Origin of the sequence: Pseudomonas sp. BF-R-30 (assembly GCF_019956175.1) — a bacterium.
GTDB lineage: Bacteria > Pseudomonadota > Gammaproteobacteria > Pseudomonadales > Pseudomonadaceae > Aquipseudomonas > Aquipseudomonas jessenii.
Genome location: NZ_JAHBDE010000004.1, coordinates 92,373 through 107,702 on the forward strand (window position 1 = coordinate 92,373; position 15,330 = coordinate 107,702).

Genomic DNA, 15,330 nt, shown 5'->3' on the forward strand with positions numbered 1-15,330 from the left:
CATGAAACTCCGTTATCCACAGGTCTTGCTGTTGCTCTGTTCGCTGGTGGCGTTGCCATCGGTGATGGCGGCTGACAGCGTCAAACTCGACACCCCCGCAGGCGGCTGGCGCACCGGCGCGCCTGAGGGCGAAGGGGAAAACTTCCGGCAGACCGTCAACTACCCGGCCTCATCGGTGAATACCCCGACAGGGCAGGCCAACACGGCTCGCATCAGCGGGCAGATCAAAGCTACAGCCAAGTCCACAGAGCCCGGCCGTCTGATCGTCAACGGGGTCAGCATGCCGCTGAAAATCGACCCGGCGGGGCGCTTCGATCGCCCGTTCTCATTCCCCAACGGCAGCAACAGCGTCGAGGTTCGCAGCCCTGATGGCCAACAACGTCAGCGCACGCAATTTCTCAACAGCAGCGGCGGCGCGACCCCGGCCAAATTGCGCGTTTTGCTGTCCTGGGACAGCGACGGCACCGACCTTGACCTGCACCTGATCACCCCCGACGGCGCGCACATCTGGTACGGTGACCGCGTCGTCCCCAACGGCGCAGCGCTCGACGTCGACGTCACCACCGGCTATGGCCCGGAAATCTTCGCCATGCCTGCGCCGATCAAGGGGCAATATCTGGTGTATGTGAACTACTTCGGTGGCGGCTACAGCAGTGATGAAGAGGGGCAGGAAGACGCGGTGCAAGCGCTGACCACGGCCCAGGTGACGGTGATTACCGAGGAGGGGACGCCGAGCGAGAAGTTGGAGACGTTCCTGGTGCCGATGCGCGCGGTGGGGGAGTTGACGTTGGTGAAGGCGTTCAGCTATCCGTGAGGGGGAAGTGACAGCGCTGCTGAGACAAATGCAGGTTCTGGGCAGTTAACTTTTTTCAGGCATTAAAAAGCCGGCTTGTGGCCGGCTTCTCGGGGACTGGCTTGGATCATTTTTGGTAAACCGCGCCAGCCTTCAAAACGTACACCCGGATCTTGCGTCCGGCTGTGGGACCTGGTGAGAAAGTCATCTGCCAGGCCAGTGCATCTGAGCCGCAGGGCGGGTCGATGCACAAATGTGGGGCGCAGCATACGCAGGTTTGACGGAAATTCCCAGCGGGAAGTGCCGGGCAGAGCCTTTGGCCACCGGGGTGGGTGGCCGATGGGCGTTCTGGAGCGCTTAAAGAAAGGGCACCGTCGGCCGTCGTTTGTTCAGGGTCGACCACCAGAACACCCAGCCCAGCACCCTGATGTTCTGCTCTTCGATCTGTGCGGCCCTGAAGATTTCATCCGGATATTCGGCGCGGTTGTGGCTGCGCAGTCGCAGGGAGTTGCCCGGGAGTCGGTGCAGGTACTTGATGCGCAGCATGCCGTCGTGTTCGATGGCGTAGATCTCGCCATCGACAATTTGGGTCAGGCCACGGTCAATCGCCAGGGTCGAACCGTCTTCAATTTTCTCACCCATGCTATTGCCGCTCATCAGGGTGCAGATGGCGTCGGCGTGGTTGATTTCCAGGGAGTCGAGATGGCTGCGGGGCAGGCGGATGGATTTCTCGGGGTCTTCTATGACATGGGTTTTGTTGGATCCCGGGGCGGTGACAGCTTCTTTGAGGAATGGCAGTTCGACGTCGACAGGCTCTATGACCGTGTAGACACCGCGGATGGTCTGGGCATCGAAGGTGTTGCCGGACTCGTCGAGCAGGCGCAGGTGTTGGGCGTCTTTCGAGCCTTCGCCGGTTTTCAGCCAGTCGCTGCTGACGGAGAGTTTTCTGGCGACTTCTTCCATGCAATGGGCAGGCACACCGCGGGTGTACCAGTTATGTACATTTTGCGGAGCCGTATCCAGGAATTCGGCAAATCCGGTGGTCGTGATGTTCGCTGCTTCGAGGAGCGCTTTGAAGCGTGGGCCGCTAGTGTTCTTTTTCATGAACGCGAGTCTACTGGCGGCTAACAAGGGTTTGAATAAACGCCTCGTTCAAATTTTGCGGGAAATTTACGACCGGATGTAAGACGCTCCAGGGGAATTTTAAACAAGCAAAAACCATGGGAAGGTGTGTTTAAACGTAGTGTTTGGTGTGCTTTTCAGGCACCCACAAAAAACCCCGGATCATCCGGGGTTTTTCTTGCCGCTTGCAGCTAAAAGCCTGCAGCCGGGCTTAGCCTTTGTAGGCAGCAACCGACTTGGTGATCGCTTCGCGGGCGGCGTCTGCGCCGGCCCAGCCTTCGATCTTCACCCATTTGCCTTTTTCGAGATCTTTGTAGTTCGCGAAGAAGTGCTCGATCTGCTGGATCAGCAGCGCTGGCAGGTCGGTGTATTCCTTCACGTCGACGTACAGCTGGGACAGCTTGTCGTGTGGGACTGCGATGACTTTGGCATCGCCGCCGCCGTCGTCGGTCATGTTCAGGATGCCGACCGGACGGGCGCGGATCACCGAACCTGGAGCAACCGGGTAAGGGGTTACGACCAGCACGTCGAGGGGATCACCGTCGTCAGCCAGGGTGTTCGGGATGTAACCGTAGTTGGCCGGGTAGAACATTGGGGTGGCCATGAAACGGTCAACGAACAGGCAATCGCTGTCTTTGTCGATTTCGTATTTGATCGGCGCGTGGTTGGCCGGGATCTCGATCGCGACGTAGATGTCGTTCGGCAGGTCTTTGCCAGCCGGAATCTTGCTGTAGCTCATTGGGCGTTGCCCCCGTTAGTTGACCAAAAACACTTGGCCGGATTGACCAAAAAGTGGCGGCGATTATAGGCATATTCCTGTGTCGACGCCATGGACCAGAAGTCGTATGGCGCTCACTGGTGTGCCTGATAGACAGGGTCATGCGCCTGAAGTTGCTTCAACCTCGCCAGCGGATCCTGGCGATAGAACAGCTTCAACTGCTGGTACACCTGTGGATAAGCCTCGTGCAGCAAATCCGGGGCGCTGAAGAAGTATTCGCTGGTGACGGCGAAGAACTCGGCAGGATTTTCGGCGGCATACGGATCGATGGCGGTTTCGGCATCGGGATTGCGTTCCAGTTGCCGGTCGAGGTCGTCGTAGGCCTCTTGCATGACGTTGGCCCAGTCGCTGACGCGCATGTCGGCATGCAGCGGTGGCAGGCCGTTGGCGACGCCGTTGAGCATGTCGAGCTTGTGCGCCAGTTCGTGGATCACCAGGTTGTAGCCTTCCCAGCCTCCACTGGCCATTACGCCGGGCCAGGCGAGGATGATCGGGCCTTGCTGCCAGGCTTCACCACTGTGCTCACCGTCCCATTCGTGTTCGACACCGCTGGCATCGCGATGGCGCTGGGGGCTGAGGAAGTCGTCTGGGTAGAGGATGATTTCGTGGAAGCCCTGATACCAGTTCAGGTCGCCGAGGTGCAGCAGCGGCAATTGCGCCTGTGCGGCGAGCAGTAGGCGTTGTTCCTGATGCAGTTCGACGCCGGGCAGGGCGCTCAGGTGCTTGTCTTCGAGGAACAGCACGCAGGCTTCGCGCAGCCATTGGTCTTCGGCGGCGCTGATGCCATCGAGAAAACTCAGGTGATGGCGCACCCGTTGCCACATGTCGTCGGCAATCGGGTGCTTTGCCAGGGTGCGCTGGCGACGCCAGGCGCTCAGGGACCACATCGTGTCAGCGCGATTCGGCTTTGGAGTTCGAACCGGCAAGGCGGTTACGCACCATGCCAATGATCATCGGCACCAGCGAGAGCAGGATGATGCCGACTACCAGTAGCGACAGGTTCTTCTTGATGAACGGCACGTTGCCGAAGAAGTAACCGAGCGTCACCAGGCCGCCGACCCATAGGATGGTGCCCAGCACACTGAAAGCAAAGAAGCGCGGATAAGGCATTTTCCCTACGCCGGCGACGAACGGTGCAAAAGTACGGATGATTGGCAGGAAACGCGCCAGGGTCACGGTTTTGCCGCCGTGCTTGTCATAGAAGTCGTGGGTTTGTTGCAGGTAGTCACGACGGAAGATCTTCGAGTCCGGATTGCTGAACAGCTTTTCACCTGCCGTTCGTCCGATGATGTAGTTGGTGCTGTCGCCCAGGATCGCCGCCAGCATCAGCAGGCCGGCGAGCAGTACCGGATCCATGCCGCCACCGGCCGCCACGGCGCCAGCGATGAACAGCAGGGAGTCGCCCGGCAGGAAGGGCATGACCACAAGGCCGGTTTCACAAAAGATCACCATGAACAGAATGGCGTAGATCCATGCCCCGTAGTTGGTTACAAGCATGTCGAGGTAGACGTCGAGATGCAGGACAATGTCGATCGGGTTGAAATCCATGGAAAGCACCTGTGGTGACGGTCCGACTCAGCAGACCTGTGCGGATGACTTCGCGTAAGACTACAGATAGGGGTAGTTTTTCTTACAAGCCGGGAATATCGGGATTATACGAGGCGAGTGGTGAAAATCGCGTCGAGATTGTAGCGGGGAATGTCATGACAGGGCTGATGTTTGATAACGAACAGGCGGGAGCGAGCCTGCTCACGATGCCGTTACTTCGTTGGACCATTGTAATCCAGTCGATGCCATCGCGAGCAGTATGCAGGTGATTCAGAGTTCGTCGCTGATCGGCAGCACGTAGTTCTTGAATTCGGTGTCTTCCTTGAATCCGATGGACTCGTAGGTTTTCTGCGCGACTTCGTTGTTGCTGCTGGTGGAAACACGCATGCGCACGGCATTGGTTTCCTTGGCCATTTTTTTTGCGGTGCGGATCAGGTTGTCGGCCACCAACTGGCGGCGGGCGTCCTCGGCGACATAAATATCGTTGAGGATCCATACACGCTTGAGCGAAAGCGAAGAGAAGCTCGGGTACAACTGGCAGAAACCCATCAGTTTGTTGCTGTCATCATCGGACAGCGCCAGGTAGATCACCGACTCCTTGCGACGCAGGCGTTTCTCGAGGAACGCCCGGGACGAGTCCGGATACGGCAGGGAACCATAAAACTCGCGATATTTGACGAACAAGGGGGTCAGCAGGTCCAGGTGTTCGAGGGTCGCTTGAATAATCCGCATGGTAGGTCTCGTCTTCAAGTGGCTGTCTTACGTCTCTGACGGCGATGGGAAACCCTTGGCGGCCGCGCAACGATCCTGCCTGAAACTGGTACGAATGTGCAATGCGCAAGCGATTCAGGCATTCGGCGGTCCGAGCAGGAAATTTCCTTTCATGTCGCCTCCCGTGTCCGAGTCCAGTGTCTGAACCTGCGCTTCGTCCTTCAGATTGACCCCTGACAACTGCCGCCGGCAGGCTTCGCGCATCAAATACAGCAAACGGTGTGCCGCCATGCCGTAGCTCAGGCCTTCGAGCCGGACATTGGAGATGCAATTACGGTAGGCATCGGTAAGGCCGATCTTGGGATTGTAGGTGAAATATAATCCCAGGCTGTCCGGGGAGCTGAGACCAGGGCGCTCGCCGATGAGGATCACGGTCATTTTTGCGCCAAGCAATTCACCGATCTCATCGGCGACGGCCACCCGGCCCTGTTCTACGAGTACGACTGGCGCAACAGTCCAGCTGTCGCCGTTCATTTGCTCTTCGAAGCGCGCCAGAAACGGCAGGGTATGGCGATGAACGGCCAATGCCGACAGGCCGTCGGCGACCACGATCACCAGGTCCACGCCTCCCGGATGAGCCGCCGCGTAATCACGCAGGGCCTGCGCCGAGGTATCACTGAGTTTTCGCCCCAGGTCGGGGCGTTGCAGGTACGTGTTGCGATCCGTCGCCGCACTGTGCAGCAAAAGGCACTCGCGATCACGTTCGGCCAATTGCGCGCTGAGGGAGGCATGGTCAAACGGCAAGTGCACCGCATCCCGCGCTTGAGCGTGGGCGTATTGGAAGTCCAGTTGTGCGCGGGTGGGAATGCTGGTGCCGGTGCGGCCCAGGGCAATTCGCGCCGGCGTCAGGCGTCGTAGCTCCAGCCAAGGGTTGTGTGGATCGAAGGGTAATTTATCCATGTCAATGCTCATCCCAGTTGCGCCAAGGCCTGCCGGAAGGCTGGCGGCAGGCTGTCGCCGAAGAGAACCCTGCCATCGGCTTGAGTGAAGATGCCCATTCTCGCCAGCCACTGTTCGAATTCCGGTGCGGGCTTCAACCCCAGGGTCTGCCGGGCGTAAAGCGCATCGTGGAACGAAGTGGTCTGGTAGTTGAGCATGATGTCGTCGGAGCCGGGGATGCCCATGATGAAGTTGATCCCGGCGACGCCCAGCAGGGTCAGCAGGGTGTCCATGTCGTCCTGGTCGGCTTCGGCGTGGTTGGTGTAGCAGATGTCGCAACCCATGGGCACACCGAGCAATTTGCCGCAGAAGTGGTCTTCGAGCCCGGCGCGGATGATCTGTTTGCCGTTGTACAGGTATTCCGGGCCGATGAAGCCGACGACGGTGTTCACCAGAAACGGTTTGAAATGCCGCGCCACGGCGTAGGCGCGGGTTTCGCAGGTTTGCTGATCGACGCCGTGATGGGCGTTGGCCGACAGGGCACTGCCCTGGCCGGTTTCGAAGTACATCAGGTTCTGGCCCAGCGTGCCGCGATTGAGGCTCAAACCTGCGTCGTAACCTTCCTGCAATATATTGAGGTTGATGCCGAAACTGGCGTTGGCCGCTTCGGTGCCGGCGATCGACTGGAACACCAGGTCCAATGGGACGCCGCGATTGATCGCTTCGATCGACGTGGTGACATGGGTCAGCACGCACGCCTGGGTCGGGATTTCGTAGCGCTGGATGATCGCGTCGAGCATTTCCAGCATGGCGCAAATCGAGGCGATGCTGTCGGTGGCCGGGTTGATGCCGATCATGGCATCGCCGTTGCCGTGCAGCAGGCCGTCGAGAATGCTTGCGGCGATACCGGCCGGTTCGTCGGTGGGGTGGTTCGGTTGCAGGCGCGTGGACAGTCGCCCACGCAGGCCGAGGGTGCCGCGGAATTTCGTGACCACACGGATTTTCTGCGCCACCAGCACCAGATCCTGCACGCGCATGATCTTCGACACGGCGGCAACCATTTCCGGGGTCAGGCCGGGGGCGAGGGCGCGCAGAACCTGCTCGTCGGCGGCATCGCTGAGCAGCCAATCGCGAAAGCCGCCGACGGTAAGGTGGCTGATGACCGCGAAGGCTTGTTTGTCGTGGGTGTCGATGATCAGGCGGGTGACTTCATCGGACTCATAGGGAATCAAAACATCTTGCAGGAAGTGGGATAGCGGAATGTCGGCCAAAGTCATCTGTGCCGCGACGCGCTCGCCGTCATTGAGGGCCGCGACGCCGGCCAGAAAATCCCCGGAGCGCGCCGGGCTGGCCTTGGCCATCACATCCTTGAGGCTGTCGAAGCGATAGGTCTGGGCGCCGACGGAATGGGCGAATGCGGCCATGGGGCGGAGTCCTCCAATAATTACTGCGATCTGCTTTTCCTGTGGGAGCGGGCTTGCTCGCGAATGCGGTGTGTCATTCAAAATAAATGTCGACTGACACGATGCCTTCGCGAGCAAGCCCGCTCCCACATGGGAACTGCGTGCACTTCAATATGGCCGGCACCGGGCAGTGAGCCCGGTGCCGGTGCATTCAGATACCTTCGAGCATAGCGTCTGCCGGTGCCTCGGAACGTTGCTTGGCAGTCAACTGGAAGTACAGGTACCCGGCAACCATAAAGCCGAGGAAAACCAGGCCGATCAAGGTGTTGAACCAGGCCATCGCCACCAGGCACACCACCGCCAGGAACAGCGCGATCCCCGGCACGATCGGATAGCCCGGCGCGCGGAAGGTGCGCTCCAGGTTCGGTTCGGTCTTACGCAGCTTGAACAGGCTCAGCATACTGATGATGTACATCACGATGGCGCCGAATACCGACATGGTGATCATCGCAGCCGTCAGGCTCATGCCTTGCAGGTTGACCAGACCGTCGCTGTAGATCGCCGCGATGCCTATCACGCCGCCGGCCAGAATCGCCCGATGTGGTGTCTGGAAGCGCGAGAGTTTGGCCAGTCCCTTGGGCAGGTAACCGGCGCGAGCCAGGGCGAAAAACTGCCGGGAATAGCCAAGAATGATCCCGTGGAAACTTGCCACCAGACCGAACAGACCGATCCATACCAGCATGTGCATCCAGGTCGAATTATCGCCGACCACGGCTTTCATCGCCTGGGGCAGCGGATCGTTGATGTTCGACAGTTGACGCCAGTCGCCGACGCCGCCGGCCATCACCATCACGCCGATGGCCAGGAACACCAGGGTCAGAATGCCGCTGACATAGGCTCTGGGGATCGTGCGTTTCGGGTCCTTGGCTTCCTCGGCGGCCATGGCCGCGCCTTCGATGGCGAGGAAGAACCAGATCGCAAAGGGGATCGCCGCAAAAATCCCGGGAATCGAGCCCATCGTGAACTCGTTCGAACCCGACCAGCCATTGAGCACGAAGTTGCTGAAGCTGAAGCCCGGGGCGACCACGCCCATGAATACCAGCAACTCAGCGACCGCCAGCACGGTGACCACCAACTCGAAGGTGGCCGCGATGCTGACACCGAGGATGTTCAGGCCCATGAACACGAAATAGGCGCCAACGGCGGCGATCTTCGGGTCCAGTTCCGGGTATTGCACGTTGAGGTAGGCGCCGATGGCCATGGCGATGGCCGGTGGCGCAAAGACGAACTCGATCAGGGTGGCGATGCCGGCGATCAACCCGCCTTTCTCACCAAAGGCCCGGCGGCTGTAGGCAAACGGCCCGCCAGCGTGGGGAATCGCCGTCGTCAGTTCGGTGAAGCTGAAGATGAAGCAGGTGTACATCGTCGCCACCATCAACGCGGTGACGAGAAAACCCAGTGTGCCTGCGGTGCCCCAGCCGTAACTCCAGCCGAAGTACTCGCCGGAAATCACCAGGCCGACGGCAATGCCCCATAAATGCAGGGTGCCGAGTGTGGGTTTGAGCTGTGTGGAAGAAATAGTCATAAGTCCTCTCTAATTTTTATTGTTCGATCTTTTGGACTTTCGGGTGCGACGGGTTGGGTGCAATTCCTGAATGACGGGTACGCAAGGCCCGTGCCAGAGCGGCCAGCCTTTTGTGTTGTGTCATTTAAGTCGCTATCGCGAGCAAGCTCGCTCCCACAGGGTTCTGTGTCAGGTCTCAACAGCTGGATTCACCACAAAAACCTGTGGGAGCGGGCTTGCTCGCGAAGGCGGTAGAAAGGGCGACACAGAGTTACCTGTGTCGCCCCCGGTTTTAGAAGAAGCCCAGCGGATTGATGTCGTAGCTCACCAGCAGGTTTTTGGTCTGCTGATAGTGGTCGAGCATCATCTTGTGGGTTTCACGACCGACGCCGGACTTCTTGTACCCGCCGAACGCGGCGTGCGCCGGGTACAGGTGGTAGCAGTTGGTCCACACCCGACCGGCCTTGATGGCGCGGCCCATGCGGTAGGCGCGGTTGATGTCGCGGGTCCAGAGGCCGGCGCCCAGGCCGAACTCGGTGTCGTTGGCGATGGCCAGGGCTTCGGCTTCGTCTTTGAAGGTGGTGATGCTCACCACCGGGCCGAAGATTTCTTCCTGGAACACGCGCATTTTGTTGGTGCCCTTGAGCAGCGTCGGCTGGATGTAGTATCCGCTCGCCAGGTTGCCCTCGAGTTTTTCCACCTTGCCGCCGGTCAGCAACTCGGCGCCTTCGCCCTTGGCGATTTCCAGGTACGAAAGGATTTTGTCGAATTGCTGTTCGGACGCCTGGGCGCCGACCATGGTGTCGGTGTCCAGCGGGTCGCCACGTTTGATTTGCAGGACTTTTTTCATCACGACGGCCATGAACTCGTCGTAGATCGACTCTTGCACCAGCGCCCGGGAAGGGCAGGTGCAGACTTCGCCCTGGTTGAAGAATGCCAGCACCAGGCCTTCGGCGGCCTTCTCGATGAAGGATGGTTCGGCTTTCATGATGTCTTCGAAGAAGATGTTCGGCGACTTGCCACCCAGCTCCACGGTGGACGGAATGATGTTTTCGGCCGCGCATTTCATGATGTGCGAGCCGACCGGGGTCGAGCCGGTGAAGGCAATCTTGGCGATGCGTTTGCTGGTGGCCAGGGCTTCGCCGGCTTCTTTGCCGAAGCCTTGCACGATGTTCAGCACGCCCGGCGGCAGCAGGTCGCCGATCAGTTCGACCAGCACGGTGATGCCCAGCGGGGTTTGCTCGGCGGGTTTGAGCACCACGCAGTTGCCGGCAGCCAGCGCCGGGGCGAGTTTCCAGGCGGCCATCAGGATCGGGAAGTTCCACGGAATGATCTGCCCGACCACGCCAAGCGGTTCATGAATGTGATAGGCCACGGTGTTGCCATCGATTTCGGCGGCGCTGCCTTCCTGGGCGCGGATGCAACCGGCGAAGTAGCGGAAGTGGTCGGCGGCCAGAGGGATGTCGGCGTTGAGGGTTTCGCGAACGGCTTTGCCGTTGTCCCAGGATTCGGTGATCGCCAGCAGTTCGAGGTTCTGTTCGATGCGGTCGGCGATTTTCAGCAGCACCAGCGAACGTGCCTGGGCGGACGTGGCGCCCCAGGCATCGGCCGCCGCGTGGGCAGCGTCCAGGGCCTTGTCGATGTCTTCGGCCGTGGAGCGGGGGAATTCGGCAATCGGTTGGCCATTCACTGGCGAGGTATTGGTGAAGTACTGACCTTTGACAGGCGCGACGAACTCGCCGCCGATGTAGTTACCGTATTTGGCTTTGAACGAAACGATAGCGCCTTCAGTACCGGGGTGAGCGTAACGCATGGTGGTCTCTCCTTGCTTTTGTGCTTATAGGGAGTCGCGCATGTGCGCTTGCTTTAAGCGTAGAGCAAGGGGCGGGCCAGTGCCTTGCATGTCAGGTAAATCAAGGCCTTGCGAGGTTTTTGTCGGACGGGCGGGTACCGCCTGTGACGCTTTCGGTACAGCCTGGGTGACACTTTGTACCCTTTGTGGCACAGCTTGTGACCAGCCGGTCTTGCAGGCATTGCAATGCGGGCCGGGCTGGAGGATGCTCGGCATCACCTCATGCACGGGTCGCCGAGCCCCGGGGAGAATAATAAGAAATGCAAGACAACCATTTGAGTCGCCATGCCCAGCAAGTATTGACGGTGACCCAGGGCAAGACCCACCTGCACGGTCCGGGTAGCGATCCGTCCATCGCCCGTTCCTGGCTGCGCTGCCTTGAGGACTATCACCTCGATCCGGCCCTGAGCATCGCGCCGACGGTGCTGGAACATGGTCGTGTCCTGGAAAGCCGCGAGCGCTTGCAGCAAGTGCTGCACATCGCCGGCAATGAAATGACCAGCCTGCATCAACAGCTCTCCGGCGCCGGCCATGCAGTGCTGCTGACCGACGCCCGCGGCGTGATCCTCAACTGCGTCACCGCGCCCGCCGAACGCCAGATCTTCGAGCGCGCCGGCCTTTGGCTCGGGGCCGACTGGAGCGAGGCCTGCGAAGGCACTAACGGTATCGGCACCTGTCTGGTGGAGCGTCAGTCGCTGACCATCCATCAGGACGAACACTTTCGCGGCCGCCACACCGGCCTGACCTGCTCGGCGAGCCCGGTGTTCGATCCCCATGGCGAATTGCTGGCGGTGCTCGACGTGTCGTCGGCGCGGCGCGATGTGTCGCGGCAAAGCCAGTTCCACACCATGGCACTGGTCAACCTGTCGGCGAAGATGATCGAGAGCTGCTACTTCCTGCGCTGCTTCGACAACCAATGGTTGTTGCGTTTTCACTTGCAAGCCGAGTCCGTCGGTCTGTTCAGCGAAGGGCTGCTGGCGTTCGACGGGGAAGGGCGCATTTGCGCGGTCAACCAGAGTGCGCTGAACCTGCTGGGACATATTCGCGGCGGCTTGCTGGGTAAGCCGGTGGAGGCGTTTTTCGATTGCTCGCTCGATGAGTTGCTCGGTTGCGCGAGCACCAATGCCGCCGCCAGTTGGCCGTTGCGCACCCGTGATGGTCGCAAGCTGTTTGCGGTATTGCGCGGTGAGGCACGGCGGCCGCTGCCAACTCCGTTGGTGCCAGCGGCCAAGGTTGCACAAGCACCGCGCCTGTCGGGCATTTGCCTGGATGACGCAACGTTGCAGGCGGACTTCCGCAAAGCCTTGCGCGTCTACGAGCGCGACGTACCGCTGCTGATCAACGGTGAAACCGGGTCCGGCAAGGAGGCCTTTGCCAAAGCGGTGCACCACGCCAGCCAGCGGGCGGAGAAAGCCTTTGTCGCCCTCAATTGCGCAGCCATTCCCGAAAGCCTGATCGAAAGCGAGTTGTTCGGATATCGCGGCGGCAGCTTTACCGGTGCACGCAAGGAGGGTATGCGCGGCAAGTTGCAACAGGCCGATGGCGGGACCTTGTTCCTCGATGAAATCGGTGACATGCCACTGGCCTTGCAGACGCGTTTGCTGAGGGTGCTCGAAGACCGACAAGTGGTACCGATCGGCGGCGAGCCGGAATCGGTGAATGTGCGGATCATCAGTGCCACTCACCGTAAGTTGCTGGATCGTGTGCAGGACGGCAGCTTCCGTGAGGATTTGTATTACCGGCTCAACGGGCTGGAAGTCGCGTTGCCGGCCTTGCGTGATCGTAGCGACAAATCCCGGTTGCTCGACTTTTTGCTGGCCGAGGAGGCGGGCGGAGAAACCGTATTGATCGACGGGCCGGCGCGGGAGGCCTTATTGGGGTTCGCCTGGCCGGGTAACGTGCGGCAGTTGCGTAATGTGCTGCGTACGTTGGCAGCACTGTGTGAGGACGGGCGGATCGGCCTGGAGGATTTGCCGGCGATGATTCGCCAGGCGCGGCCGGTAGTGTCGACGATTGAAGAAGCTTCGGAGCATCCGCTGGAAGATGCCGAGCGGCTGGCGCTACTCACGGCGCTGGAGCAGACGCGCTGGCATATGACGCACACAGCGGAGCAGCTGGGGGTCAGTCGCAATACCCTCTATCGGAAGCTGCGTAAACACGGTATCGCCCGGTAATCCGTGTCGCGGCCACTCGCGAGCAAGCCCGCTCCCACAGGGTACACGCGGTCCCTGTGGGAGAGGGCTTGCTCGCGAAGGCGCCCTCAACTCTGAAACATCAGGTGCGATTTTCCCCTCCCTAAGCTAACCTGCGGCCATGTTTTACGAGGTCGACTATGCACATTCATATTCTTGGTGTCTGCGGCACTTTCATGGGGTCAATGGCGGTTCTGGCCAAAGAGCTGGGCCATCACGTGACGGGCTCCGATGCCAACGTCTATCCGCCGATGAGCACTCAACTGGAAGCCCAGGGTATTGAATTGACCCAAGGCTACGACCCGGCGCAACTCGATCCGGCCCCTGATCTGGTGGTGATCGGCAACGCCATGTCCCGGGGCAACCCGGCTGTGGAGTATGTGCTGAACAAAGGCCTGCCCTACGTCTCCGGCCCACAATGGCTGGCCGATCACGTGCTGCAAGGTCGCTGGGTACTGGCGGTTGCCGGTACGCACGGCAAGACCACCACCAGCAGCATGCTGGCCTGGGTGCTGGAACACGCGGGCATGAGTCCGGGCTTCCTGATCGGTGGCGTGCCGCAGAATTTCTCGGTGTCGGCGCGCCTGGGTGGCACGCCGTTCTTCGTCATCGAAGCCGACGAATACGACAGCGCCTTTTTCGACAAACGCTCCAAGTTCGTGCACTACCGCCCGCGCACGGCAATCCTGAACAATCTCGAATTCGATCACGCGGACATCTTCCCGGACCTGCCGGCCATCGAGCGGCAGTTCCATCACTTGGTGCGGACCATTCCGAGCGAAGGCCTGGTGATTCATCCGACCACTGAGCCGGCGCTGCAGCGTGTCATCGAGATGGGCTGCTGGACTCCGGTGCAGACCACGGGTGCCGGCGGCCAGTGGCAGGTCAAGTTGCTCAGCGAAGACGGCTCGGTCTTCGAAGTGATGTTTGAAGGTGTTTCCCAAGGCGTGGTCGAGTGGGACATGACCGGTCAGCACAACGTCGCCAACGCACTGGCTACCCTGGCCGCGGCGCGCCACGTCGGCGTCGTGCCGTCCATGGGTATCGCCGCGTTGAGCGCCTTCAAAAGCGTGAAGCGCCGGATGGAAAAAGTCGCGGAAGTGGGTGGCGTCACCATTTATGACGACTTCGCTCACCACCCGACCGCCATTGCCACCACGCTGGATGGCCTGCGCAAACGCATCGGCGATGCGCCGTTGATCGCGATCATCGAGCCGCGTTCCAACTCCATGAAGCTTGGCGCGCACCGCGACGGATTGCCGGAAAGCGTGGTCGATGCCGATCAGGTGATCTGGTACGCCCCGGCCAACCTCGGCTGGGACCTGGCGGCCACGGCGGCGCTGTGCACCGTGCCGTCGATTGTCAGCGACTCCCTGGAAGGCATCATCGAACGCGTGAAGAGTCAGGCGCAACCAGGCACTCACGTGGTGATCATGAGCAACGGCGGCTTCGGCGGCCTGCACGGTAAACTCGCCGAGGCGCTAAAATGAACAACGGCCCGGACCGCATCACCCTGGCGATGACCGGCGCTTCCGGTGCTCAGTACGGTTTGCGCCTGCTCGACTGCCTGGTGCGGGAAGATCGTGAAGTGCACTTCCTGATTTCCAAGGCAGCGCAATTGGTGATGGCCACCGAAACCGACGTCACGCTGCCGGCCAAGCCGCAGATGATGCAGGCGTTCCTCACCGAATACACGGGGGCTGCCGCCGGGCAGATTCGCGTGTATGGCAAGGAAGACTGGATGTCGCCGGTGGCTTCGGGCTCCGGTTCGCCGGCGGCGATGGTGGTGGTGCCGTGTTCCACCGGCACTCTGTCGGCTATTGCCACCGGTGCCTGCAACAACCTGATCGAGCGTGCCGCCGACGTGACGCTTAAAGAACGTCGGCAGTTGATCCTGGTACCCCGTGAAGCGCCGTATTCAAGCATCCATCTGGAGAACATGCTCAAGTTGTCGAACATGGGCGTGACGATTCTGCCGGCATCGCCGGGCTTCTATCATCAACCGCAAACCATCGATGACCTGATCGACTTTGTCGTGGCGCGGATCCTTAACGTGCTCAATATTCCTCAGGACATGTTGCCGCGCTGGGGCGAGCATCATCTGACCAGCGATGAATAAGCTACTGGTGATGTTGCTGGCGCTGCAATTGGCCGGGTGCGCCACGGCGCGCACCCTCGATGCGGCCAAGCCGGGGGCGCCGGTGGTGTACGCCGGGACTCGCCTGGATTTGTACGCAATGAACGGTGGGTGCTGTGCGATGGACCGATTCGGCGCCGAAGCACCGAGCTATCCGGGCGTTGATCTGCCGGCCAGTGCGTTGCTCGACACGCTGCTGTTGCCGCTGTCGTTGCTGACGGTGATGGGGGTGAGTTTTCAGGCGACGGGTGGATTGTAGGTATAGCGCTTTTGTGGCGAGGGGGCTTGCCC

General features: G+C 60.5%; 14 protein-coding genes. 5 read left to right on the forward strand and 9 right to left on the reverse strand.

Annotated elements, in window-relative coordinates:
• Position 1 precedes the first annotated feature (1 nt).
• Complete coding sequence (locus tag KGB20_RS03020; protein WP_154910628.1) at positions 2-814, forward strand: YfaP family protein; 813 nt, start codon at positions 2-4, stop codon at positions 812-814.
• A 336-nt stretch (positions 815-1,150) separates the two neighbouring features.
• On the opposite strand, the gene KGB20_RS03025 is transcribed toward KGB20_RS03020, so the two are convergent.
• The 9 genes from KGB20_RS03025 to KGB20_RS03065 all read right to left on the reverse strand — a co-directional run bounded on the left by KGB20_RS03025 (position 1,151) and on the right by KGB20_RS03065 (position 10,671).
• Positions 1,151-1,897, reverse strand: a complete 747-nt coding sequence (locus KGB20_RS03025) for a S24 family peptidase (protein ID WP_057713140.1) — start codon at positions 1,895-1,897, stop codon at positions 1,151-1,153.
• Between the two features lie 229 nt (positions 1,898-2,126).
• Complete coding sequence (gene ppa, locus KGB20_RS03030) at positions 2,127-2,654, reverse strand: inorganic diphosphatase (protein ID WP_007990564.1); 528 nt, start codon at positions 2,652-2,654, stop codon at positions 2,127-2,129.
• A gap of 113 nt (positions 2,655-2,767) precedes the next feature.
• Positions 2,768-3,580: a zinc-dependent peptidase gene (locus KGB20_RS03035; RefSeq protein WP_057713141.1), complete on the reverse strand. Its 813-nt coding sequence runs from the start codon at positions 3,578-3,580 to the stop codon at positions 2,768-2,770.
• A 4-nt stretch (positions 3,581-3,584) separates the two neighbouring features.
• Entirely contained in the window at positions 3,585-4,241 is a 657-nt protein-coding gene (locus KGB20_RS03040) for a DedA family protein (RefSeq protein ID WP_102670761.1), read from the reverse strand.
• 270 nt (positions 4,242-4,511) lie between these two features.
• Positions 4,512-4,973 (reverse strand): GNAT family N-acetyltransferase, encoded by a 462-nt coding sequence (locus tag KGB20_RS03045; protein WP_007990572.1) that lies wholly within the window; start codon positions 4,971-4,973, stop codon positions 4,512-4,514.
• Between the two features lie 114 nt (positions 4,974-5,087).
• Complete coding sequence (gene eutC / locus KGB20_RS03050) at positions 5,088-5,912, reverse strand: ethanolamine ammonia-lyase subunit EutC (RefSeq protein WP_154910629.1); 825 nt, start codon at positions 5,910-5,912, stop codon at positions 5,088-5,090.
• Between the two features lie 8 nt (positions 5,913-5,920).
• A complete protein-coding gene (locus KGB20_RS03055) occupies positions 5,921-7,315 on the reverse strand; it encodes an ethanolamine ammonia-lyase subunit EutB (RefSeq protein WP_154910630.1) in 1,395 nt (464 codons plus the stop codon).
• A gap of 190 nt (positions 7,316-7,505) precedes the next feature.
• A complete protein-coding gene (gene eat, locus KGB20_RS03060; RefSeq protein WP_057713144.1) occupies positions 7,506-8,879 on the reverse strand; it encodes an ethanolamine permease in 1,374 nt (457 codons plus the stop codon).
• A gap of 271 nt (positions 8,880-9,150) precedes the next feature.
• Positions 9,151-10,671 carry an aldehyde dehydrogenase family protein gene (locus tag KGB20_RS03065; protein WP_034148108.1) on the reverse strand — a complete coding sequence of 507 codons (1,521 nt, stop codon included), beginning with the start codon at positions 10,669-10,671 and terminating at the stop codon, positions 9,151-9,153.
• Positions 10,672-10,970: 299 nt separating this feature from the next.
• Here KGB20_RS03065 and KGB20_RS03070 point away from each other — a divergent pair, with 299 nt between their 5' ends.
• The 4 genes from KGB20_RS03070 (at position 10,971) to KGB20_RS03085 (ending at position 15,298) form a co-directional block, all read left to right on the forward strand.
• The gene (locus KGB20_RS03070) at positions 10,971-12,884 is read left to right on the forward strand and encodes a sigma-54-dependent Fis family transcriptional regulator (protein ID WP_154910632.1); all 1,914 of its coding nucleotides are present in this window, start codon (positions 10,971-10,973) and stop codon (positions 12,882-12,884) included.
• Between the two features lie 158 nt (positions 12,885-13,042).
• Complete coding sequence (gene mpl / locus KGB20_RS03075) at positions 13,043-14,392, forward strand: UDP-N-acetylmuramate:L-alanyl-gamma-D-glutamyl-meso-diaminopimelate ligase (RefSeq protein ID WP_154910633.1); 1,350 nt, start codon at positions 13,043-13,045, stop codon at positions 14,390-14,392.
• Positions 14,389-15,021, forward strand: coding sequence for a flavin prenyltransferase UbiX (ubiX, locus tag KGB20_RS03080; protein WP_057713147.1), 633 nt, complete (start codon positions 14,389-14,391; stop codon positions 15,019-15,021). The genes mpl and ubiX overlap by 4 nt, the downstream gene beginning before the upstream one ends.
• Complete coding sequence (locus KGB20_RS03085) at positions 15,014-15,298, forward strand: YceK/YidQ family lipoprotein (RefSeq protein ID WP_154910634.1); 285 nt, start codon at positions 15,014-15,016, stop codon at positions 15,296-15,298. The genes ubiX and KGB20_RS03085 overlap by 8 nt, the downstream gene beginning before the upstream one ends.
• The last annotated feature ends 32 nt before the right edge of the window (positions 15,299-15,330 follow it).